General features: G+C 64.9%; 25 protein-coding genes. 13 read left to right on the top strand and 12 right to left on the bottom strand.

From position 1 onward, the window contains the following. Positions 1-112 precede the first annotated feature (112 nt). From msrA to AC066Y_RS28305, 5 genes are all read left to right on the top strand, one after another. Complete coding sequence (gene msrA / locus AC066Y_RS28325; RefSeq protein ID WP_478276736.1) at positions 113-829, top strand: peptide-methionine (S)-S-oxide reductase MsrA; 717 nt, start codon at positions 113-115, stop codon at positions 827-829. A 21-nt stretch (positions 830-850) separates the two neighbouring features. Continuing rightward, positions 851-1,264: a peptide-methionine (R)-S-oxide reductase MsrB gene (gene msrB, locus AC066Y_RS28320; protein WP_478276735.1), complete on the top strand. Its 414-nt coding sequence runs from the start codon at positions 851-853 to the stop codon at positions 1,262-1,264. A 178-nt stretch (positions 1,265-1,442) separates the two neighbouring features. After that, entirely contained in the window at positions 1,443-1,820 is a 378-nt protein-coding gene (locus AC066Y_RS28315) for a hypothetical protein (RefSeq protein ID WP_478276734.1), read from the top strand. Positions 1,821-1,957: 137 nt separating this feature from the next. Then, entirely contained in the window at positions 1,958-2,122 is a 165-nt protein-coding gene (locus AC066Y_RS28310) for a DUF3309 family protein (protein WP_016844323.1), read from the top strand. A gap of 222 nt (positions 2,123-2,344) precedes the next feature. Further along, positions 2,345-2,635, top strand: coding sequence for a hypothetical protein (locus AC066Y_RS28305; protein ID WP_092117298.1), 291 nt, complete (start codon positions 2,345-2,347; stop codon positions 2,633-2,635). Positions 2,636-2,696: 61 nt separating this feature from the next. Here AC066Y_RS28305 and AC066Y_RS28300 read toward each other — a convergent pair whose 3' ends face one another. From AC066Y_RS28300 to AC066Y_RS28270, 7 genes are all read right to left on the bottom strand, one after another. Then, on the bottom strand, positions 2,697-3,257 hold the full coding sequence (locus AC066Y_RS28300) for a DUF4112 domain-containing protein (protein ID WP_478276733.1): 561 nt from the start codon (positions 3,255-3,257) through the stop codon (positions 2,697-2,699). Between the two features lie 205 nt (positions 3,258-3,462). Further along, positions 3,463-3,831: a Crp/Fnr family transcriptional regulator gene (locus AC066Y_RS28295; protein ID WP_456760975.1), complete on the bottom strand. Its 369-nt coding sequence runs from the start codon at positions 3,829-3,831 to the stop codon at positions 3,463-3,465. 63 nt (positions 3,832-3,894) lie between these two features. Beyond that, positions 3,895-5,517 (bottom strand): inorganic phosphate transporter, encoded by a 1,623-nt coding sequence (locus AC066Y_RS28290; protein WP_478276732.1) that lies wholly within the window; start codon positions 5,515-5,517, stop codon positions 3,895-3,897. A 283-nt stretch (positions 5,518-5,800) separates the two neighbouring features. Continuing rightward, entirely contained in the window at positions 5,801-6,235 is a 435-nt protein-coding gene (locus AC066Y_RS28285; RefSeq protein WP_478276731.1) for a DUF5413 family protein, read from the bottom strand. A gap of 193 nt (positions 6,236-6,428) precedes the next feature. Continuing rightward, a complete protein-coding gene (locus AC066Y_RS28280) occupies positions 6,429-8,006 on the bottom strand; it encodes a hypothetical protein (RefSeq protein ID WP_478276730.1) in 1,578 nt (525 codons plus the stop codon). Between the two features lie 35 nt (positions 8,007-8,041). Continuing rightward, positions 8,042-9,334 carry an adenylosuccinate synthase gene (locus tag AC066Y_RS28275; protein WP_456760972.1) on the bottom strand — a complete coding sequence of 431 codons (1,293 nt, stop codon included), beginning with the start codon at positions 9,332-9,334 and terminating at the stop codon, positions 8,042-8,044. A 183-nt stretch (positions 9,335-9,517) separates the two neighbouring features. Continuing rightward, a complete protein-coding gene (locus tag AC066Y_RS28270) occupies positions 9,518-9,658 on the bottom strand; it encodes a hypothetical protein (protein WP_478276729.1) in 141 nt (46 codons plus the stop codon). 25 nt (positions 9,659-9,683) lie between these two features. On the opposite strand from AC066Y_RS28270, the gene ybaK reads away from it, so the two are divergent. After that, positions 9,684-10,166, top strand: coding sequence for a Cys-tRNA(Pro) deacylase (ybaK, locus tag AC066Y_RS28265; protein ID WP_212316129.1), 483 nt, complete (start codon positions 9,684-9,686; stop codon positions 10,164-10,166). A 104-nt stretch (positions 10,167-10,270) separates the two neighbouring features. On the opposite strand, the gene AC066Y_RS28260 is transcribed toward ybaK, so the two are convergent. Genes AC066Y_RS28260 through AC066Y_RS28250 form a run of 3 tightly spaced genes read right to left on the bottom strand, consistent with a single transcriptional unit; the run spans position 10,271 to position 12,508 of the window. Beyond that, positions 10,271-10,489: a hypothetical protein gene (locus AC066Y_RS28260; RefSeq protein ID WP_092117320.1), complete on the bottom strand. Its 219-nt coding sequence runs from the start codon at positions 10,487-10,489 to the stop codon at positions 10,271-10,273. Positions 10,490-10,527: 38 nt separating this feature from the next. After that, the gene (locus AC066Y_RS28255) at positions 10,528-11,892 is read right to left on the bottom strand and encodes a cytochrome P450 (protein ID WP_478276728.1); all 1,365 of its coding nucleotides are present in this window, start codon (positions 11,890-11,892) and stop codon (positions 10,528-10,530) included. Beyond that, entirely contained in the window at positions 11,852-12,508 is a 657-nt protein-coding gene (locus tag AC066Y_RS28250) for an acyl-homoserine-lactone synthase (RefSeq protein WP_478276727.1), read from the bottom strand. Before AC066Y_RS28250 ends, AC066Y_RS28255 begins: the two co-directional genes overlap by 41 nt. A 79-nt stretch (positions 12,509-12,587) precedes the next feature. On the opposite strand from AC066Y_RS28250, the gene AC066Y_RS28245 reads away from it, so the two are divergent. From AC066Y_RS28245 to AC066Y_RS28225, 5 genes are all read left to right on the top strand, one after another. Further along, the gene (locus tag AC066Y_RS28245) at positions 12,588-13,361 is read left to right on the top strand and encodes a LuxR family transcriptional regulator (protein WP_478276726.1); all 774 of its coding nucleotides are present in this window, start codon (positions 12,588-12,590) and stop codon (positions 13,359-13,361) included. 433 nt (positions 13,362-13,794) lie between these two features. Next, on the top strand, positions 13,795-14,181 hold the full coding sequence (locus tag AC066Y_RS28240; RefSeq protein WP_478276725.1) for a hypothetical protein: 387 nt from the start codon (positions 13,795-13,797) through the stop codon (positions 14,179-14,181). Between the two features lie 200 nt (positions 14,182-14,381). Beyond that, complete coding sequence (locus AC066Y_RS28235; RefSeq protein ID WP_207835212.1) at positions 14,382-15,308, top strand: DMT family transporter; 927 nt, start codon at positions 14,382-14,384, stop codon at positions 15,306-15,308. An 82-nt stretch (positions 15,309-15,390) separates the two neighbouring features. Beyond that, positions 15,391-16,200 carry an MlaD family protein gene (locus AC066Y_RS28230; RefSeq protein ID WP_478276724.1) on the top strand — a complete coding sequence of 270 codons (810 nt, stop codon included), beginning with the start codon at positions 15,391-15,393 and terminating at the stop codon, positions 16,198-16,200. A gap of 107 nt (positions 16,201-16,307) precedes the next feature. Then, on the top strand, positions 16,308-17,462 hold the full coding sequence (locus AC066Y_RS28225; RefSeq protein WP_478276771.1) for an alpha-hydroxy acid oxidase: 1,155 nt from the start codon (positions 16,308-16,310) through the stop codon (positions 17,460-17,462). 2 nt (positions 17,463-17,464) lie between these two features. On the opposite strand, the gene AC066Y_RS28220 is transcribed toward AC066Y_RS28225, so the two are convergent. Further along, the gene (locus tag AC066Y_RS28220) at positions 17,465-17,869 is read right to left on the bottom strand and encodes a hypothetical protein (protein WP_478276723.1); all 405 of its coding nucleotides are present in this window, start codon (positions 17,867-17,869) and stop codon (positions 17,465-17,467) included. A gap of 74 nt (positions 17,870-17,943) precedes the next feature. Here AC066Y_RS28220 and AC066Y_RS28215 point away from each other — a divergent pair, with 74 nt between their 5' ends. Further along, on the top strand, positions 17,944-18,561 hold the full coding sequence (locus AC066Y_RS28215; protein ID WP_478276722.1) for a TetR/AcrR family transcriptional regulator: 618 nt from the start codon (positions 17,944-17,946) through the stop codon (positions 18,559-18,561). 137 nt (positions 18,562-18,698) lie between these two features. On the opposite strand, the gene AC066Y_RS28210 is transcribed toward AC066Y_RS28215, so the two are convergent. Beyond that, on the bottom strand, positions 18,699-19,100 hold the full coding sequence (locus AC066Y_RS28210) for a DUF1330 domain-containing protein (protein WP_478276721.1): 402 nt from the start codon (positions 19,098-19,100) through the stop codon (positions 18,699-18,701). Positions 19,101-19,233: 133 nt separating this feature from the next. Between AC066Y_RS28210 and AC066Y_RS28205 the strand changes: the two genes are divergently transcribed. Next, the gene (locus AC066Y_RS28205; protein ID WP_478276720.1) at positions 19,234-20,079 is read left to right on the top strand and encodes a metal-dependent phosphohydrolase; all 846 of its coding nucleotides are present in this window, start codon (positions 19,234-19,236) and stop codon (positions 20,077-20,079) included. Positions 20,080-20,295: the final 216 nt, after the last annotated feature.

Below are 20,295 nucleotides of genomic sequence, written 5' to 3'. Positions count from 1 at the left end.
TAACAAAACGCTCCTTCGCCCGTATTTTGAAGCGTCGGAGCAGCCCGGCCCGATTTGCCAATGCCGGCTCCCGCTCTAGACTGGCCCCCAATTGCGATCCCACGAGGAACCCATGCCCAAAAGCTCCCTCAGCCGCCTCTCGCTTTGCGCCGCCGCGATCGGCGCGCTGGCCGTTGCCGCTTTTGCCGTTGCGCCCTCGCTTGCCGCCGAGGACGCCGTGGTCATCCCGCCGCCGGCCGCGAGCGCGCCGGAAACCGGCATCAAGACCGCGGTGCTTGCCGGCGGCTGCTTCTGGGGCGTGCAGGGCGTGTTCCAGCACACCGCCGGCATCGTCAGCGCGGTGTCCGGCTACTCCGGTGGCAGCAAGGCGAATGCCGATTACGAGAAGGTCTCGACCGGTACCACCGGCCACGCCGAATCCGTCGAAATCAAGTACGACCCGCAGAAGATCTCCTACGGCAAGATCCTGCAGATCTTCTTCTCCGTCGTGCACGACCCGACCCAGCTGAACCGCCAGGGGCCCGACTCCGGCACGCAGTATCGCTCGGCGATCTTCACGACCAGCGACGAGCAGAAGAAGGTGGCGGACGCCTATATCGCCCAGCTCAACGCGGCCAAGGTCTACAAGAAGCCGATCGTCACCAAGGTCGGCGCGCTGGAGGCGTTCTATCCGGCGGAGGGCTACCACCAGGACTACCTGACCCTGCACCCGAACCAACCCTATATTGCGTATAACGACATCCCGAAGGTCGAGAACCTGAAGAAGATCTTCGCAGAGGACTACATCGAGAAGCCGACGCTGGTGAGCAGCACCAAGGTCACCAACTGAGCATCTCGCAAAGGAGGCTGAATGTCCGATACCAAAACCGACGGCAAGGTCCGCAAGAGCGAGGCCGAGTGGCGCAAGGAATTGACGCCGATGCAGTACGCCGTGCTGCGTGAGAAGGCGACCGAGCGGCCCTTCACCGGCGAATACGAGCATGATCCCCGCAAGGGCACCTATGTCTGCGCCGGCTGCGGGCAGCCGCTGTTCGAGTCCGACCAGAAGTTCGATTCCGGCTGCGGCTGGCCGAGCTTCTCCAAGCCCGCGGTCGAGAGCCATGTCGACGAGGAGCGCGATGTGAGCCACGGCATGGTCCGCACCGAGGTGCTGTGCTCGAAATGCGACGGCCATCTCGGCCATGTCTTCAACGACGGCCCCGGCCCCACCGGCCTGCGCTACTGCATCAACTCGGCGGCGCTGAAGCTGAACGAGAAGAAGTAGCAGCGGCCACTCCGCGATGGATTGCCGGGTCAGGCCCGGCAATGACAATGGTGGGTCCGGCAAATATCCAGGCCTTACGTCGAACGATTTCTCCGCCCCGCGCGACCAAGAACCGGTCGCGCGGGGTTTTGTTTTGGCGCGGCCGTCCTTCCGCGCGCGTAAACACAAGGAAATTTTGATGTCGCCAATTCCAGCAAAGCTTTTGTTTGGTCTCGGTCTTGCCAGCTTCATCATCGGGAGCGCGGTGAGCATGCCGGCGTTCGCCGCCGACAAGATCTCGCTGTTCAAGGTCATCACCTCCAAGGACGAAATCGTCATCGGCCTGACGGACGCCGACCTCGCGCAGGTCGAGGGCCAGAATGCCGGCGGCATTGCCAAGATGCTGGTCGCCAAGGGCTCGATGAGCGTCTGGCAATACGCCGTGCACAAATCCGCTTCCGGCGAGCTCGAACAGGCGCCGCTGCACAAGATCGGCCTGATCGCCAGCGACTCGCTGCGGGTCGAGCTCTATCCGACGCCCCTGAAGGTGCTCCCGATCGACGAAAGCAAGAAATAGCCGCCCCGGCGCCCAACAATATCCTCGTGATCGGCCGGCGGCCTTAACGACTCGCGCCCCGGAATGTGCTTTGCTCCGAATTTGCGGGGCCGTAGGCGTCTCGCCGTGCGGCTGCCGCCTGTTCTGAGGAGGGCGCCATGTCGCTTGGACTGATCCTCATCATCCTCCTGCTGATTATCCTGCTGGGCGGCTATAGCGGCCGCATCCGCGGCTACGGCTATGGTCTCGGCCACTCCGGAATGGGCCTTTTCGGGGTGATTTTGATCGTGGTCGCGATCCTGGCCTGGCTCGACAAGATTTAATGGCTGTAAGCCATTGAAATAAATGGAGTTATTTTGATTGACCGCGTGCCATGCGCGGATTCAGCATGTGCCCTGCCGGGGGCGCTTCTGGGGTCGCATTTTTGTCAAAGAGGCCTATATTAGGGATCGAAATGACATGTACGGCGCGCCGCCGATTGTAGGCCGCCGTCCCCCAAAATCCCTTTCGCCGCTCTATGCCAAGAACACAAGAGGTCGTCGACCATGCGTCCCCTGCGTCCGTTCAACTATAACACGTCCGCTGAACTGTTCCCCGCCGCGATCCGCAAGAAGAAGCGGGCCGGCTTCGCCTATCGCCGTTTCGGCACTGCCGCCGAAGCCGTGCGCTTTGCGATGGAAGAGCTGCCGGCGGACTCGCTGAACGGCGCCTACCTCCAGGTCGAGGAAGCCCGTTTCGACCAGAACGGCATCCGTTCGCTGTATGAGAGCGAAGGCTTCCCGCTGCCGCGCCGTCCGCGCCCCGAGCCGGCCCAGACCGACGCCGACGCGGCATAGACCTTCTACTCGTCGCTAACGAAAAGCCCTCGGACCGATCCGGGGGCTTTTGTTTTTGAGGCTAGAGTCTCGGCTGCTTGTCGAGCCAGCGCCGCAGCATCCGCACATTGCGGATATTGGCGCGGAACATGACGTCGAAGGCATCGCCCGCCACCGGCACCATGCCGACCACGCCGTCGACCGCGACATTGGCAAGCATCCGCGCGGTGATGTGCCAGGGCGCACCCAGCAGACGGGCCTCGCGCACCAGCCACAGCGAGATCGCGGTGGTGATGAGATCGCCGATCACCGGGATCAGGCCGATCAGCCCATCGATGCCGTAGCGGACATTGGTGCCCGGCACGACGAAGGCGACGTCGAGCAGCTTTGCGATCATCTCCAGCCGCGCGAGCCGCTCCTCGCGCGTCAGGTTGCCGAACGGGTTGGCGGTGGAGTTGCGGAAGTCGAAGCGGAAGCCTTCCTGAAAGGCACCCTGAAAGCCTTGGAACTGCGGATGCAGCGGACCATCGCGGAGCTCGCGCCCGTCCTGATCGATGACCTTGCCGCGCGCCTGCGCCCCGCCGAAAGGCGGCCGCGATCGCGTGGCGTGGGGGTTGAAAATGTCGTCCTCGGGCATGGCCATCACATGGTAACGCAGGCAGGTGGTTCAAGTTGCGTCACATTACCACTGTGTCACATTCAAGGCCGTTCAAGCCTCGTCACGTGCCCCGCGCCGCCGACAGCGTCAAGCCGAAGCGACGGCGGACGGAAATGTCCGCCGTTTTGCAACAATCAGCGAGATGTTTTCGCGCGAAGCGTGAACTGGCGAGATGCTCTCTTCGCCTCGCCTAATAGACGCCCTTGTTCATGGTTCTGAGCCGCTGAGCCAGCGTCCGCATCACCTTCAGGGCAAAATGCGGCGTCTGGCTGACGAGGAAGAGAAACTGCTTTTCCGAGACCGGGACGAGCTCGACATCCGTGAGCGCCGTGGCGGTCGCGCTTCTTGGCTCGTTGTCGATCAACGCCATTTCGCCAAAGATCGTGTCAGGTGCCAGCTCAGCCATGGTCTTGTTACCGACCTGAATGCGCACATAGCCGCTCTTGATCACGAACAGCTCGTTGGCCTGCTCACCTTCGCGAAAGATAAGGCCGCCGGCGCGGACCAGGCGTGTTTCGATGTCGTTGCCCGTCAGAAGGCTGAAGCTTGCATCTGCCACTCGAAATTCCTTTCCCCGAATCCGGATGCAGGTCTCATGCATCCGGTTGTCTTGCTGCTCCGGCTAAAACAAATGCGCGAAAACAAAGTAGAGCAGGCCCGAGATCAGCATCGCCACCGGCAAGGTCAGAACCCACGCCATGGCGATGTTGCGGACTGTCGACCATTGCAGGCCGGATCCGTTCGCGGTCATGGTGCCGGCGATGCCGGACGACAACACATGCGTCGTCGACACCGGCAAGCCGTACCCGTCTGCCGCGGCGATGGTCGCGGCCGCCGTGATCTCGGCGCAGGCACCCTGCGCATAGGTCAGATGGGTCTTGCCGATCTTTTCACCCACCGTCACGACAATCCGCTTCCAGCCGACCATCGTGCCGAGACCGAGCGCGATCGCGACCGCAATCTTCACCCAGGACGGAATGAATTTGGTCGCGGCATCCAGCGAGCCTTTGTAGCGATTGAGCGTCGCGACATCGGCATCGTTCAGCCCATTGTCGCCGCTCTTCATGAGCAAGCGCAGCGCCTCCGATACCAGATACATGTCGTTGCGCGTGTTGCCGACGGCCTCGGCCGGGAATTTCGCCAGCGAACCGTACTGAACGACCTGGTCGCGGATTTCGCCGACGAGAACGGCGAGTGACGGATAGGTATCGTCGGTGAGTTGCCGAAGGGCGATGTAGTTCGTCACCGCCGGACGCGGATTGCCCGTCACCTTGCGATCGGCTCCCTTATCCTCGATCACCTTGCTCGCCGCCGCCGAATTCGCGGTGAATGCCGCGATCTGGCTCGCAGGCATCGCGCGGTTGAGCGCGTAAGCGGTTGGGACTACGCCGATCAGGATGAGCATGATCAGACCCATGCCCTTTTGACCGTCGTTCGATCCGTGGAAGAAGCTGACCAGGGTGCAGGTCAGGATCAGGATGCCGCGGATCCACCATGGCGGCGGCTGATCGCCTTTCGGCTCGCCGAACAGCGCCGGCGTTGCGCGCAACAGCGCGGTTTTCAGCCCGTAGAGCAGGATGGCAGCGAGCGCAAATCCGAACAGCGGCGACAACAGCAGCGCCTTGCCGATGCTGACGGCCTGTGACCAATCCACGCCGGAGGTCCCCTCCCGTCCGTGCATCAGGGCGTTCGCGATACCGACGCCCATGATCGATCCGATCAGGGTGTGCGAACTCGAGGCGGGCAAACCAAAATACCAGGTACCCACGTTCCAGATGATGGCGGCGATCAGCAGCGCAAACACCATCGCGAAGCCGGCGCTGCTGCCGACCTGAAGGATCAGTTCGACCGGCAACAGCGAGACGATGCCGAAGGCAACGGCGCCGCTGGAGAGCAGGACACCGATCAGATTGAAGAGCCCCGACCAGACGACGGCAATGTGGGCCGGCATCGAACGGGTGTAGATCACGGTGGCGACGGCGTTCGCCGTGTCGTGAAAGCCGTTGACGAATTCGAAGCCGAGCGAGATCAACAGCGCCACGAACAGCAGCAGGAACGCGAGATAGGAGGTCTTGCCGACGCCCGTCGCGCCGACATCCGCGTAGATGCTGTAGGCCACGAACAGCAGCGCGGCGCCGATCACGCCGAGATAAATGATGCCGGTGAGAGGATGAAAGCCTTTCTCGAGATCGGGCCCGCCGCTACGCGCAGGCTCGATCGAACCAGGTAACGCTACATCGCTCATGGATCGCCCTCACAGCCGCGGGAGGACAAAAGCGGCCATGTGACATTTGGACTACGCTGACATGACGTCCATATGACAGCTCCATGAAAGGCAATGCGGCCGGCTTGCGGCCGGCGCCTAATCCATTGACGAGATTGCCATAATAGCGGCCCCCGCCGCTCGCCGTGCATTAGACACGACTTCCCGTCCGGCTGCGATGCGCTCGTTGCGCCGACCGGTCGGAAATCGCCGATCACGTCAAAGCTGACGACTTCTGCTTTTCCCGAGGCAATGAGTACATGCCCTAATGCTGGGATGCCGGCGTCGCCGGCACGTGCTGCTCTTCGGCATATTTGTGCGCCAGCCAGGACGTGATCACGCCCGGGATGAGGCCGACCATCCCGTAGAGGATGAACTGCACCGCGCCGCTCTCGGAGCCGTGCGAGGCGTAGGTCAGCGCCGCGCCGACGAACGCCACGAGACCTACGATCAGCATCCGCACCGTCGGCGTGATCCGCCGCATATGCATCAGGATGTCGTCGACCGCGCCGAACATCAGCGACGGCACGATGCCGAACAGATAATTGTATTGCAGCGACTTCACGAACACGGCGAGCAGCTTCGCCACCTCGCCGCCATTGGTCTCGGTCCAGTAGCCGGACTGATAGGTGGTCATGAGCAGCAGCAGGAAGCCGCCGATGAACGGCCCGATGGCTGCGAAGATCAGATAGCGTTTCATGGCGTGCCCCTGCCCGACATCAGGCGAGTGTAACGCAGTCACGCGACGGTTCTAGGGAAAATCGAAAGCGCCCGGTAATGTTCCGGGATCATCGCGTCGATGCGCTGCAACAGCCGGACTTCGCTGCGATACGGAAACGCCCGGACTCAGCGGGGCGATGAGATCGTGAGTACCGAGGTGAGCGCTGAAGCTGTTACTCACCCCACGCCGCGAACGCGTCGTTGAAGGCGCGCTCGCCGGGGGCGCCCTTTTCGATCGCGATGATGGCGCGGCGCTGGTTGGTGTAGACCAGCGGCACGTCGAACCAGGAGCGTTCCTTCAGCAGCTGCAGATTGCGCGAGCGGTCGGCGTCGACGTTGGAGAGGCCGACCAGGAAGAAGCCGTCGGTGACCTTGACCGCGAGCCCGGCCAGCGGCGTGCCGCGCGCCTGCTCGTTGGACTTCATCAGGATGCCCGGCACATTACCGACGCCGCCATTGGCGAAGTCCTGCGGCAGGATGAAGGTCAATTCCGCGGTATGGCTCGCCGGCAGCGATGAATCGGTGTTGCGGCGGAACGACATCGTCATCTTGAACTTGCGATCGGGGATGTCGATGTCGGCGCGCACGGCGATGTCGGGCTTCTGGTTGCCCGAGCCCTTGACCTGTTCGGTGCGCCAGACCACCGAACCGACATATTGCTTGCCCTTCGGATCCGACGGGTCCTCGTCATAAAGCACCACGCGCTGCGCCACCGGAGCGACCGGCTCGCCGGACGACGACGGCTGGCCGACGCGGTCGGTAATCTTCTTGCTCGAAGGCGTCGCCGCGGCATCCTTCGGCGCCTCGACCGGGGCCGAGGATTTGAACAGGCTGCTGACGAGGGTGGCGGCCTGCTGGTGGAACAGAAAGCCGGTGCCGACCAGGATCAGCAGGATGCCGATCGCGATCGCGGTCTTGAACGGGAACATCGAACCGACACGCGGCCGCTTCGGCTCGCCCTCGGCATTGCTGACCCGCGAGCGTGGCGGCGGCGCCTGGGGCGGCTGCGGGGCGTAGCGCTCCGCCTCCTCGATCGACTCGTCGTAGGAATATGGCGCCTCGGGATCGCCGCCGCGGTTTTCGAGGCTCGGCTCGAGCCGGTCGAATTCCGGCGAGGGCGACGGCACGTTGGCGTAGGTCTTGCGCGCGTTGCGGCTGGCCTGCGCCGCGGCCCGCCCGAGATCGTCGGCGTCGGCAGTGATGTCGCGGAAGCCGCGCACGCCCGGGGCGGCCGGCGGCGTCGGGGGCGCGCCTTCGGGGCCACGGCGCGGCGCAGCCGGCCGGGCGGACGGCGCCTGGGTATCGGTGCCGGCAGCAACCTGCGGGTTCTGCGGCCGCGGCGGGGCCGGCGGCGGCGCGTCGGGGCGCAAATTGCGCGGCGGGCGCGGTTCGGCCGGCGGCCGCGGGCGCGCGGCATTGTCGGCGGAATTGGCCTCGGGCGGCCTTGTATTTGCCTCCGGCGGTCTTGGATTGGCACGGCGCAGCGGGTCGCTGCTGCGGGCCGCCCCGCCGCCGGGGCGCGAGGCCTCGCGGGCGCGCTGCGCGGCCTCGGACTCGACCTTGCGCACCGCTTCTTCCAGCGACAGCCGTTCGCGGGTGATCTCGGATTCGGAGAGCGGCGGCTGCACACCGCGGAGTTGCTGGATCAACGCTGTCCGCGCCCGCGCATACAGCGCACGGCGGGCTTCGCCGGGGGCGTTGGGGTCCAGTCCGGCGATGGCACGGGCGATCAGCGGGTAGTAGTCAGCCATTTCCACACAATTGGTGGGATATAGGTAATATCCCGTTAAGCCTCGAACGGATTCTGTACCAGAATAGTATCTTCACGTTCCGGACTGGTGGAAAGCAGGGTGACCGGGCACCCCACCAGCTCCTCGACCCGGCGGACATACTTGATGGCCTGGGCCGGCAGGTCCGCCCAGGACCGCGCATTGGCGGTCGGCTGCTTCCAGCCCTCGATGATCTCATAAATCGGCTCGATTCGGGCCTGCGCGCCCTCGCCCGCCGGCAAATGGTCGATTTCCTTGCCGTCGAGCTTGTAGCCGATGCAGACCTTGATGCTGTCGAACCCGTCGAGAATATCAAGCTTGGTCAGCGCCAGCCCGGCAATTCCGCAGGTGCGGACGGTCTGCCGCACCAGCATCGCGTCGAACCAGCCGACCCGGCGCTTGCGCCCGGTGTTGACGCCAAATTCCTTGCCGCGGCGACCGATTTCCTCGCCGATCTCGTCGTTCAGCTCGGTCGGGAACGGACCCTGGCCGACCCGGGTGGTGTAGGCCTTGCAGATGCCGAGCACATAGCCGACCGCGCCCGGACCCATGCCGGTGCCGGTCGCGGCCTGCGCCGCCACCGTATTGGACGACGTCACATAGGGATAGGTGCCGTGGTCGACGTCGAGCAGCGCGCCCTGCGCGCCCTCGAACAAGATGCGCTTGCCCTCGCGGCGCTTGATATCCAGCAGCCGCCACACCGTCTCGGCATAGGGCAGCAGTTTCGGCGCGAACGCCGTCAGTTCGGCGAGAATCCCCTTGCCGTCGATCTCCGCCAGATTGTTGCCGCGGCGCAGCGCATTGTGGTGCGCCAGCAGGCGTTCGATCTTGTGCGGCAGGGTATCGAGATCGGCGAGATCCATCAGGCGGATGGCGCGGCGGCCGACCTTGTCCTCATAGGCCGGGCCGATGCCGCGGCGGGTGGTGCCGATCGAGGTGACGGCGTTGGAGGATTCGCGCAGCGAGTCGAGTTCGCGATGCAGCGGCAGGATCAGCGTGACGTTCTCGGCGATCCGCAGATTGTCCGGTCCGACCGCAACGCCCTGGCCCTTCAGCTTGGCGACCTCGTCGAGGAAGGCCTGCGGGTCGAACACCACGCCATTGCCGATCACCGCAAGCTTGTTCGGGCGCAGCACGCCGGAGGGCAGCAGCGCCAGCTTGTAGGTTTCGCCGTTGATCACGAGCGTATGGCCGGCATTGTGGCCGCCCTGGAAGCGCACGACGATGTCGGCCTGTTCCGACAGCCAGTCGACGATCTTGCCCTTCCCCTCGTCACCCCATTGGGCGCCGACGACGACAACATTGGCCATTGCGAAGATGTTCCCTTCAGGTGTTTCAGAGACCATGATCGCGGCGAAAACGCGTCCGCCCACAGCGACCATGCATGATATGCCCAGCCCAAACAGCGGCGGCCGGCCGCGCGCACGCAAGGCGCCTATCGGATAAAGGAAGCGGGTCGGCTGCGCAAGCAAGAAGGGGGTCGTTTACGCCTTTTAGAGCGGCGACAAGCCTTTGATATCCCCTGAAAATTCCATGCCGCGCCCGGCCGCTGCGGACTGGCGGGAATTTAATGTTGGGGTGGCCTGACGCTGACCGAACGGCCGATTGATCGCCGGGCCCTTTGCGGCGATCATTCGCCCGTATCAACCGGCCCGGACCATGCCCAATTCGACACAAGCGACGATTGCGCTGCGCAAGCTAGGCATAGCCTTCAGGCTCCACACCTATGTCTACGATTCCAGCGCCGAGAGCATCGGGCTGCAGGCGGCGGAGGCGCTCGGGGTCGACCCGAACCGCATGCTCAAGACGCTGATGGCGGAGGTCGACGGCAAGCCGGTCTGCGCCGTGGTGCCGTCCGACTGCGAGGTCAGCATGAAGAAGCTTGCCGCAGCCCTCGGCGGCAAGTCGGCCAGGATGATGCGCCCGGCCGATGCCGAGCGGCTGACCGGCTATCATGTCGGCGGCATCAGCCCGTTCGGACAGAAAAAGAAAGTGCCGACCGCGATCGACGAGACTGCGCTCACCCATGTCACCGTGTTCGTCAATGGCGGCCAGCGCGGCCTGCAGATCGAGATCGATCCGAACGACGCCGCGCTTGCCGCCGGCGCCACGATGAAGGCGCTGGTGGCGACGCAGGATTAGAGCTTCGGTTCCGATTGAATCAAAACCGAAGCTCCGGCTTCTTGCTTTAGCGCGTTTGCTTCACACGAACCGGTGTCCACTTCGCGCGAAAACGCTTCGCGCGATCAATGCGAGGGCTTGTCCCTGTTGAACTCCGCGCCGACATAGTCGGACAGGCCGGACAATTCCTCCGCCGAAATATCGTTGACGTTGAGCCTGAGCTGCATGATCGCGAGGTCGAGCAGATGTGCGGCGAAGGTCGCGCCGGCCGCCGTCACGATGCTGCGCTGCTCGATCAACACCGCGATGACGTCGCGCAAGCTGCGCATTTGCACTTGATCCATGGCCCTCTGCCCGATGCTGGCCGTCGTGATGTGTGTTGTCATTGGGATACCGATTGTAATGTGCTGATGGACGCCGCGCTGGCGGATGAAATGTATGGCAGCCGCTCGGCTTCCTCGCCGAGATGCAGGATGCGCGATGGCAACTCGCGGACTTCGATGTCGATCGTCATCGGCGGCGGAATCAGCGTCACCGAGGCTTTCGGCCAGGGCGCCGGATTCGGGCTGACGGCGGTGAAGCGATAGGCGGCGGCGATCTCGAGCGCGAGCAATTGCAACTCGAGCATCGCAACCCCCATCCCGGCGCAGGCGCGCGGGCCGGCGCCGAACGGGATATAGGCGTCGGTGTTGTAGCGCCGCGTCATCAGGAAGCGGTCGGGATCCTCGAAATGCCTGGGATCGCGCTGCAATTGCCAGGGACAGATCAGCAGCGAGGTGCCGACCTTGAGGTCGCGCCCGCCGATCGTCACCGGCTGCATCACCTCGCGCGAGAACCACCAGGCGCTGGGATAGAGCCGGCAAACCTCCTTGACAAACGTCGCGCTCAGATTGGCGCGCTTCACCGCGTCAAGCCGCAGCTCGCCGTCGTCGCCAAGGCATTCCGCCGCCTCGTCGGCAATGTCGTCCATCAGGGCGGGATCGGCGGCCATCTGGTAGAACATCCACGCCGCAGTCGAACCCGTGGTGTGATGACCGGCCAGCAGCAGTGTCAGGATCTCGTCCTCGAGATCGCGATCGCTCAGGCCGAGCGCCTCGAGATCCCGCAGCGCGCTGCTCGAGCCCGCCTTGCGGCGCAGGCGTTGCACCACCGTCGACATCGCAAGCTTGGCGCAGACCCGGTTCTGCCGGCGCCGGTACCAAGCCACCGGACCGAACGGCAACGCGCGGAACATCTCCTCGGCCAGATCGTCCTCGATCACGCCGACCGCCTGAACCAGCGCTTCCTCGTCGCCGGACGACATCAGCTGGGAGCCGAAGATCGCGACGCAGATGGTCCGGAGCGCCAGCATCGCGGTGACATGGTGCGGATCGAACGATCCGAGCCGCGCCAGGCTGGCGCCGACCGCGCGGATTTCGGCGCACATATGCGGCAGGAATTTCTCGACGCTGCCCTTGGCCATGTGCTTCTGCAGCACCGTCCGCCGCCGCTTATGCTCCTCGCCGCTCAGCATCAGCGAGCTGCGGCCGAGCACCGGCGTCAGCTTCTTGATCAGCTTGCCCTTTCCGATGTCGGTCTCCGGCGCCTTGAGGATCGGGCGCAGCAGATCGGGATCGTTCACCAGAAAGACGGGCGCGGGACCGAGCCGCAGGGGCACGAGCCCCAGTTCGGCCTCGTTGCCGCGCGTCAGCAACAGACGCAGCGGGTCACGCTGGAATGCTCGAACGTCCGAGAACATGTGAGGCATCGTGAATCTCCAATTGCCGTCCAAGGTCGAGGAATTTGATCAGGCCGGGATTGTCGGCGAGACCAAGCGGGATTTCTCCGGCAAGCGCCGTCAGCGGGCGGCCCATGCGATCATTGCCGATCACCTGCGGCGGGCCGTAGCGGCGGGTGCGGATGTCCATGCGGGTGAGGAAGCGCTCGTAGGAAAGGTCGGCGAGCGCCACGAGCGCCGCCGCCCCGCGCAGCTCGGCGAAGCGGAACATCAGCGCGTAGTTGACGCGTGCCGTCCGCGACCTCGCGACACCAGGCAGCACGCCGAAACGGCTGATTTCCCAGGCATCGCGACGGCTCGGAAAGCGGCGCACCGCAAGCTGCGGGAACACCGACTTGGTCAGGTAGGGATAGTCGGTGCGGATCGCGCGGAAGCCACCGACCAGCTCGGCGCCTGCGAACAACAGGCAGTGCTCGGTATACCAGCTGTCGAACTGATCGCGTTCGACGTCGCCGGTCGTGCTCAGAAGCCAGCCGCAATGGTCGACGAACAGCCGCTTGCGTAGCCGCAGCATCGCCCCGACATGCGCCGGATCAAGCTCTTCCCTGGTGATGAGTGCATGATATCCGTCCAATGAATGCGGCATTATCCTTTCCTCCAAATGCGGAACATGTGGAACGAAAGGGGCCAAATGTGGTACCCCCGGAAACCGGGGGTTTTAGTCAATGGGCCTGGTAGACGCGATTGCAACCATCGAGGCGTCGGATACCATCGACGAGCTCAGCTCGTCATTGCACCGTGTCATCCAGAATTACGGCTTCTCGGGCTTCGCCTTTGTCGATGCCGGCCGGCCCGACCTTGATCTGCCCTATCATGTCGGCACCTTTCCCGAGGCCTGGAAGCGGGCGTATGTGCAGAACGAGTTCGTCCATGCCGACCCGGCGCTGGCGCGGTCGCGACGCACCAACACGCCGTTCAGCTGGAGCAGCCTGAAGCTGCCGGAGCGAAGCGGACACAAGCGGGCGCCCGAGGCCAAGACGATGGATGCCGCCCGGGAGTTCGGCTTCAAGGACGGCTTCGTGGTGCCGTTCCATTACCGCGACCGGCTCGGCGCGGTGCATTCGAGCTCGACGGTGTTCTTCTGGGAAGACGAGCCGCGCGACTTCGACAAGCTGTTCGTCTGCCATCGGCATGAACTGCATCTGTTGATGATCTACTGGGTGCAGCGGGCGATGGACATCGTCAACCGCGACCAGCGCAACGCGCCGACCATCCTGAAGCCCGCCGACGCCGCCGAGACCATCAAGCTGACGGGACGGGAGAAGGAAGTGATCGCCTGGGCGGCGCGCGGCAAGACCGTGGCCGACACCGCGCAGATCCTCGGCATTTCGCCGGAGACGGTGGAAGGATTCATCAAGCAGGCGCTGCGCAAGCTCGAGGCCTCCAACAAGACGCACGGGGTGGCGAAGAGCATTGCGCTCGGGATCATCGACCTGTGAGCGGCGCCGCGCGGCCGTCGCGGCGCTCCGAGGGCTGCTTCCGTGCGCGCTGCTTCCGTGCGGCCGGTATCGCCGCGCGCGACGGCAACGCCGCGAACTGTGGCAAGGTCACACATCCGGGTTGGATTCGCCTCAGCGATCGCCCCCAGATTGCATTCGCGTACGATCTTGATAATAAGGCTGCATAATAGGGCTGCGGCCCGATGACAGGGATTTCAGACCATGGGTGCGTATTGCAGTGCCCGCCTAGCGCGACTGCCGAGCCGTCGTGAAAGCACGGATCGTCCAGCACGTCGCCCGGCGCGCCGGGACCGATTGTCGATCCGGGTGATCCGTAGAAGTCCCGTCGCGACGAACCGCTGTTCCATTTGCTACCAATCATCGTCGCGGACATGCTGTCGACGGACGTAGCTGGAGATCGCCCAAGCGCACCATGAGCACATCGCAGGACGACCAGATCGATCAACTGGTGCAGGCGCGCTGGCGCGCAATCGGGCTGTCGCAGGCAGATCTCGCAGAGATCCTGTGCGCGGGGGCCTCCCTGCACAAGAACGGCGTGGACGGCACCGTCAAAATCGAGACCGGGCGCCTCGCGACGGTCGCCGAGATGCTCGGAATCGCCGCCGACATCCTCAATCACCGGCCCGCCGCCACGGCGCACACGCAAGGCGGCAAGGCGTCGGAATCGCTGCAATCCCTGCTCGAGCTGCGCATGCTGCGGGTGTTCCGCGACGTCAAGGATCCCGACACCAAGCGGATCCTGATCGAGCTCGCCGAGCAGATCGTCAAGCGCCAGACCACGCCGCCGGAGACCGGCTAGAGGCTTGTGGCGTGTGCCCGACCGGCCTGGCAAGGCGCCGTCGCGCCTTCCGTAAGGGGCCTTCGCGCATGGTCGCGATGCGTCGATCACCATTGATAGAACGGCGGAATCCGTGTCTGTGACGGGTGCCGGGGCGATCCATACCGGCCCGGCGAAGGCCGGGCGGGCAGGCCGCGGCGTCGTGAACCCGGGCCCTTCGCATGTCTGCCACCGATTCCACCACAACGCCTGCGTCCGGCTCCTGGATCGCCAACCAGCCATATCTGCTGCTCTGCATCACCGCGATGTGCTGGGCCGGCAATGCGATCGTCGGCCGGCTCGCCGCCGGCCATATTCCGCCGGTGACGCTGTCGTTCCTGCGCTGGTTCGTGGCGTTCCTGATCATTCTGCCGTTTGCCTGGAAGCACCTCGCCAGCGACTGGCCTGCGATCCGCAAGAATCTCGGCATCATGATGCTGCTGTCGATGACTGGCATCAGCGCCTTCAACACGCTGCAATACTGGGCGCTCGAGCACACCCAGGCGCTCAACACGCTGCTGCTGCAATCCTCCGTGCCGCTGATGGTCGCGCTGTGGTCGCTGATCCTGCTCGGCGCACGGCTGACGCTGGCGCAGCTCTGCGGCGTGTTGCTGTCGCTCGCTGGCGTGCTGGTGATCCTGCTGCACGGCGACCTCACGACGCTGTCGAAGATCGAGTTCAACAAGGGCGACCTGATCTTCATCGCCGCGCTGGTGATCTTCGCACTGTACTCGGTGCTGACCCTGAAGCGGCCCAAGATCCACGGGCTGTCGGTCGCGGCCTTCACCTTCGGCTGCGGCGCGCTGTTCCTGATCCCGTTCCTGATCTGGGAACTCGGCACGCGTCCGGTCATGCAGCTCACCACCAGCAATCTGCTGTCTCTTTTCTATGTCGCGGTATTCCCCTCGACGGTGGCCTATCTGTGCTTCAACCGCGGTGTGCAGTTGATCGGCGCCAACCGCGCCGCGCCGTTCTTCCACATGGTTCCGGTGTTCGGCACCATCATGTCGATCGTGTTCATCGGCGAGCATCCGCAGGCCTTCCATTTCATCGGCTTCGCGCTGGTGCTGGCCGGCGTCTTCGCGGCGTCGCGGAGGCAGTCGGCCTGATCTTGCCCGCCGGAGGCGCGGTGACTATCGGCGGCAAATCCGCTATCTCTTGAGGTCTGCTTCGCGGACAGGTCCCCAACGCATGGCGCGCGCCAGCAATCTCGTGATCGGCACCCTGACGCTGGCTTTGATCGCCGGCTCGCTCGGCGGCTGGCTGGGCTATCAGCGCTATGCCGGCATCAAACGGATGGTGCCGTTCCGCGTCGTGTTCGAGGGCTCGGCCTCCGGCCTGCGTCGCGGCGGCAGCGTCAACTTCGCCGGCGTGCGGATCGGCGAAGTGGTCTCGATCAGGCTCGACCGTCATCGCGTGGTGGCGATGACGCGGATCGAGGGCAACGCCCCGATCAAGAAGGACACCCAGGTCGGCCTCGAATTCCAGGGCCTCACCGGGATCGCCTCGATCTCCTTCACCGGCGGCACCGACGATGCTCCGCCGCCCGCGCTCGGCGCCGACGGTATTCCCGAGCTGACCGCCGACGCCGAAGGCACGATGGGCATCCAGGAGAAGCTCCGGGTCGCGCTGCGTAATGTCGACCGCGTCATCACCGAGAACGAGGCCGACATCAAGGACTCGCTGCTCGGGCTCGAGAACTTCACCAACTCGCTGTCCGGCAGTGGCGAGCTGATCGCAGGCTTCATCGATGCCGCCGAGGACGGCGTCGACGCGGTCGACAGCAAGTTGACGTCCGCCGACAAGTTCCTGAAGAGCTTCGGTAGCGACAAATATGGCGGCGAGCTGCTGCCGACCGTGATCTCGCTGCGCGAGCTGATCCAGAGTTTTGACAAGAAATCCGGCGCCATGATTGCCGAGACCCGCAAGACGCTCACCGACGTCAGCCAGTCGGTCAACAAGTTCAACGAGAAATTTGTCCCGCCCGCCGCAAGGCGCTAGCCTCGCGTTCCAGCCAAGAACCAAGAACAACGGAAACGCCCAACGTGCACGACCGGACCGCAGCCCCTGCCACGCCTCCCGCAACCGTCAACCGCGCGGCCAGCGCCGTGCCCCGGCATTTGCGACGCTATCTCACGCTCGACGATTTCGAGCCGCAGGCGCGGCGGCTGCTGCCGAAATTCCTCTACGGCTACATCTCCGGCGGCGCCGAGACCGACGCGGCACGATCAGACAATCGCCGGGCGTTCGACGAATACGGCTTCGTGCCGCGGGTGCTGAAGGACGTCTCCGGCCGCGACCAGACCACGACGCTGTTCGGCAAGAGCTACGCCTCGCCGTTCGGGATTCCGCCGATGGGCTCGTCCGCGCTGTGCGCCTATCGCGGCGACATCGTGCTGGCGCGCGCAGCGGCCGCGGCCAATGTCCCGATGATCCTCTCGGCCTCCTCGCTGATCACGCTGGAGGACGTCCGCGCCGCCAACCAGCAGGCTTGGTACCAGGCCTATCTCGCCGGGCTCGACGAACGGATCGAGCCGCTGGTCGATCGCGTCGCCGCGGCCGGCTACGACACCTTCGTCGTCACCGCCGACGTGCCGGTGCCCCCCAACCGCGAGAACAACATCCGCAACGGCTTCCAGGTGCCGCTCGAGATCACGCCGCGGGTGTTCTGGGACACCATCACCCATCCGGACTGGCTGCTGAACACCTGGGCCCGCACCGTGTTCAATCACGGCATGCCGCATTTCGAGAACATGGACGCCAAGCGAGGCCCGCCGGTGCTGTCCAAGAACTTGATGCGCAACATCGGCAGCCGCGACCAGCTCGCCTGGAAACACGTCGAGCTGATCCGCAAGCGCTGGCGCGGCAAGCTCGTGGTCAAGGGGCTGATCTCGCCGGAGGACGCGCGGCTGGCGCGCGAACACGGCTGCGACGGCGTGATGGTTTCCAACCACGGCGGCCGCCAGCTCGACTACACCGTCTCCGCGCTGCGCACGCTGCCGGAGATCGCGGCGCAGAAGGGCAGCATGACCGTGATGATGGACGGCGGCATCCGCCGCGGCACCGACGTGATCAAGGCGCTCGCGCTCGGTGCGGATTTCGTCTGGATCGGGCGCCCGTTCCTCTATGGCGCGGTGGTCGCGGGCGAAGCCGGCGTCTCGCGCGCGATCTCGCTGCTGCACGCCGAGATCGACCGCGATCTCGCACTGCTCGGCATCCGCAGCCTGAAAGAGATCACCCCGGACCTGGTGCGCAAGTTCTGAACTTACGTATAGCGCGCGGCGCCCATGCAGAGCGCGGTGATCGCGAGCAGCCCGGCCGCGATGCGCTGGGCGACCGCGAGCCGCGAACGTGCGGCTGACGGTTCGGCCGCGCCATTGCGCAGCTGCCTGATGGCGCCGCCGCCGACGATGATCTGCACGGTGATCGCGGCCAGCGCGGCGAGCGCGCCGCCCGCCAGGATCTGCTCCGACAGCGCGAACGAACCTTCATGGACCAGGCGCCAGAGCGTTGCGCCGGTCACGATCGCAACCGTCGCCGCGCCGATTTGGGGAACCAGCAGCTTTTCGCCACCGAGGCCGCCGGTGCGCGCCAACGTGAAGCTGGAGCCGGCCCAAAACACCGATGACAGGACGTGAAGGGACAGGGCTATGATGAGGACGGTCTGCATGATCTCGCTCCAAAGGGCATTGGAAATTAGATATACATAATGTATAGTCAATCTGACGAAAGCAAGGCCAGCCGATGCCGCCGCGCAGTTATGTGAGCCCGGCGCGCAGCGCCGCCGCCGCCGAGACCCGCGAGCGCGTGATCGAGGCCGCCTCGCGCACGCTGCGCGAAGGCGAGAGCATTGCGCGCTTCTCGCTGGATACTGTGGCGAAGGCCGCCGGCGTGACGCGGTTGACGGTCTATAACCAGTTCGGCTCGCGGCGCGGACTGCTCGAAGCCGTGTTCGACGAGATCGCGCGCCATGGCGGGCTGCATCAGCTCGCCGACGCCATGGCGATGGCCGATCCGCGCGCCGCGCTCGACCGCATGGTCGAGATCTTCTGCGGCTTCTGGAGCCGCGATTCCGCGGTCGGACGCCTGCACGACGCGATGGCGACCGATCCCGAATTCGCCGAAGCCTTGAGCGAGCGCAACGAGCGCCGCCGCCGCGGCGTCACCGCATTGGTCGACCGCATCGCGGGCAAGGGCGCGTCGCCGCAGGCCCGCAAGGACGCCGTCGACCTGATCTTCGCGCTGACGAGCTATCCGACCTTCGCCTCGCTGAGCGCCGGACGATCGCGGGATGAGGTCAGCCGGTTGGTTCAGGCGGCCTGCCGCGCGGCGCTGGCGCCGCTAATCAACCCGTCATCCTGAGGAGCCGCGAAGCGGCGTCTCGAAGGATGAATCGGCCCCAGCCGGGCCGTCGACCCTTCGAGACGGCCGCGTTGCGACCTCCTCAGGTCATAGATTTGAAGGGCGACGCTACCATCGGGAAAAGTTCGCGCTCCCCCTCACCCCACCTTGAACTTGCTGTAGGCCTCGCGCGTCGCGATGATGACGTGCTCCTCGCAGCCGTTGCGGCGATGCGGGTCGCAGCGGGTCTCGTAGTCGGCCGAGGTCATCATGTCGCGGAAGGCCGCGACGCTCGGGTAATAAACCAGCGCGAGGTAATCCCAGCGCTGGCCGGCCGGCTCGCCCAGCGCGACCGTCTCGGCGCTGCCGGTCCAGAGCAGCGTGCCGCCGCGTGCCTTGATCATCGGAACGGTGAGCGCGCTATAGCGCAGATAGGCATCCCAGCCCGAGCCGTCGCCGTCGAGCGACCGCTGGCGAAACCGCATCAGATTGACCATCACGACCGGAGCCTTTTGATCCAGTTCGCTCAAGCCTTTGACGTTCAAGAGATCGACACCCATCCACCAGCTCCCGCCCAAAGTCGCATCAGTCCGGGCCGGGTCGGACCGGCCGCAACGATTATGTCACATCGCGGGACTACCCTGAAATGCCGGCAGGCCGTAAGCTCGTCACCCGATCTCGGAGGTCAATGCCGTGATGACCCTTCCCGAACTGGCGGCCGACGCGCTCGGCAAATTCCTCGGCGAATACATGCAGCGCCGCTTCGGCTCTTCGCAGACCCAGCTGGTCGAGATGGTGCCCTCGATCGCGCGGATCGCGATCGAATGCATCGGCAACAGCGACGCGCTCTATCACAATGTCGAGCACACCATGCTGGTGACCCTGGCGGGCCACGCCATCCTGCGCGGCCGCGCGCTGCACTCGCATATGAGCGCCGAGGACTATGCGCATGTCATCGTCGCCTGCCTCACCCATGACATCGGCTATGTGCGCGGGCTGTTCGACGCCGACGACCAGGACGGCTATCTGGTCGCCGCCGACGGCCGCAAGGTGATCCTGCCGCGCGGCTCATCGGACGCGGCGCTGATGTCCTATCACGTCGACCGCTCGAAGATCTTCGTGATGGAGCGGCTCAAGGGCGTCGCCCTGCTCGACAAGGAGCGCATCGCGCGCGCCATCGAGGGCACCCGCTTTCCGCAGAGCGCGCCTGATGGCAATGAGGAGTTCGGCGAGGAGGCCATCCTGCTGCGGGCCGCCGACCTGATCGGCCAGCTCGGCGATCCCCATTACATCCGCAAGGCCAACGCACTGTACCTCGAATTCGAGGAGGCCGGACTGAACCGCCAGCTCGGTTACGATTCTCCGGCCGACCTCGTCGACCTCTATCCGCGCTTCTACTGGGACAGCGTCGCGCCGCACGTCCAGCAGGCGATCCGCCACCTCAACATCACCTCCAGCGGACGGCAATGGATCGCCAATCTCTACAGCAACGTGTTTCGCGCCGAGCGCGACATCTCGCTGTCGGGGCCGCAGAAGTAGGTTGAAGGCCGCGCAGGCCGCACCCAAGAACTATCCCCGTCATCCTGAGGCGCGAGCGGAGCGAGCCTCGAAGGATGAATCGGCCACAGTCGGGCCGTGCATCCTTCGAGGCTCGCCGAAGGGGCTCGCACCTCAGGATGACGGAATTCAGTTCTGTTACTCGGATCCCCTGCGGGCGGACGACGCCTTAGCGGTGTAGCTTCCGCGCCAGATTGC

The sequence above is a fragment of the Bradyrhizobium sp. USDA3010 genome, assembly GCF_056429065.1.
Note: the sequence above shows the minus strand (reverse complement) of the source record. Positions and strands in the feature narration are given on the sequence as shown.

Excerpts from the sequence above, each read along its gene's own strand:
- msrA (WP_478276736.1), top strand. The coding sequence starts at position 113 with ATGCCCAAAAGCTCCCTCAGCCGCCTCTCGCTTTGCGCCGCCGCGATC.
- msrB (WP_478276735.1), top strand. The coding sequence starts at position 851 with ATGTCCGATACCAAAACCGACGGCAAGGTCCGCAAGAGCGAGGCCGAG.
- AC066Y_RS28315 (WP_478276734.1), top strand. The coding sequence starts at position 1,443 with ATGTCGCCAATTCCAGCAAAGCTTTTGTTTGGTCTCGGTCTTGCCAGC.
- AC066Y_RS28310 (WP_016844323.1), top strand. The coding sequence starts at position 1,958 with ATGTCGCTTGGACTGATCCTCATCATCCTCCTGCTGATTATCCTGCTG.
- AC066Y_RS28305 (WP_092117298.1), top strand. The coding sequence starts at position 2,345 with ATGCGTCCCCTGCGTCCGTTCAACTATAACACGTCCGCTGAACTGTTC.
- AC066Y_RS28300 (WP_478276733.1), bottom strand. The coding sequence starts at position 3,257 with ATGGCCATGCCCGAGGACGACATTTTCAACCCCCACGCCACGCGATCG.
- AC066Y_RS28290 (WP_478276732.1), bottom strand. The coding sequence starts at position 5,517 with ATGAGCGATGTAGCGTTACCTGGTTCGATCGAGCCTGCGCGTAGCGGC.
- AC066Y_RS28285 (WP_478276731.1), bottom strand. The coding sequence starts at position 6,235 with ATGAAACGCTATCTGATCTTCGCAGCCATCGGGCCGTTCATCGGCGGC.
- AC066Y_RS28280 (WP_478276730.1), bottom strand. The coding sequence starts at position 8,006 with ATGGCTGACTACTACCCGCTGATCGCCCGTGCCATCGCCGGACTGGAC.
- AC066Y_RS28275 (WP_456760972.1), bottom strand. The coding sequence starts at position 9,334 with ATGGCCAATGTTGTCGTCGTCGGCGCCCAATGGGGTGACGAGGGGAAG.
- AC066Y_RS28270 (WP_478276729.1), bottom strand. The coding sequence starts at position 9,658 with ATGATCGCCGCAAAGGGCCCGGCGATCAATCGGCCGTTCGGTCAGCGT.
- ybaK (WP_212316129.1), top strand. The coding sequence starts at position 9,684 with ATGCCCAATTCGACACAAGCGACGATTGCGCTGCGCAAGCTAGGCATA.
- AC066Y_RS28260 (WP_092117320.1), bottom strand. The coding sequence starts at position 10,489 with ATGGATCAAGTGCAAATGCGCAGCTTGCGCGACGTCATCGCGGTGTTG.
- AC066Y_RS28255 (WP_478276728.1), bottom strand. The coding sequence starts at position 11,892 with ATGCCTCACATGTTCTCGGACGTTCGAGCATTCCAGCGTGACCCGCTG.
- AC066Y_RS28250 (WP_478276727.1), bottom strand. The coding sequence starts at position 12,508 with ATGCCGCATTCATTGGACGGATATCATGCACTCATCACCAGGGAAGAG.
- AC066Y_RS28245 (WP_478276726.1), top strand. The coding sequence starts at position 12,588 with ATGGGCCTGGTAGACGCGATTGCAACCATCGAGGCGTCGGATACCATC.
- AC066Y_RS28240 (WP_478276725.1), top strand. The coding sequence starts at position 13,795 with ATGAGCACATCGCAGGACGACCAGATCGATCAACTGGTGCAGGCGCGC.
- AC066Y_RS28235 (WP_207835212.1), top strand. The coding sequence starts at position 14,382 with ATGTCTGCCACCGATTCCACCACAACGCCTGCGTCCGGCTCCTGGATC.
- AC066Y_RS28230 (WP_478276724.1), top strand. The coding sequence starts at position 15,391 with ATGGCGCGCGCCAGCAATCTCGTGATCGGCACCCTGACGCTGGCTTTG.
- AC066Y_RS28220 (WP_478276723.1), bottom strand. The coding sequence starts at position 17,869 with ATGCAGACCGTCCTCATCATAGCCCTGTCCCTTCACGTCCTGTCATCG.
- AC066Y_RS28215 (WP_478276722.1), top strand. The coding sequence starts at position 17,944 with ATGCCGCCGCGCAGTTATGTGAGCCCGGCGCGCAGCGCCGCCGCCGCC.
- AC066Y_RS28210 (WP_478276721.1), bottom strand. The coding sequence starts at position 19,100 with ATGGGTGTCGATCTCTTGAACGTCAAAGGCTTGAGCGAACTGGATCAA.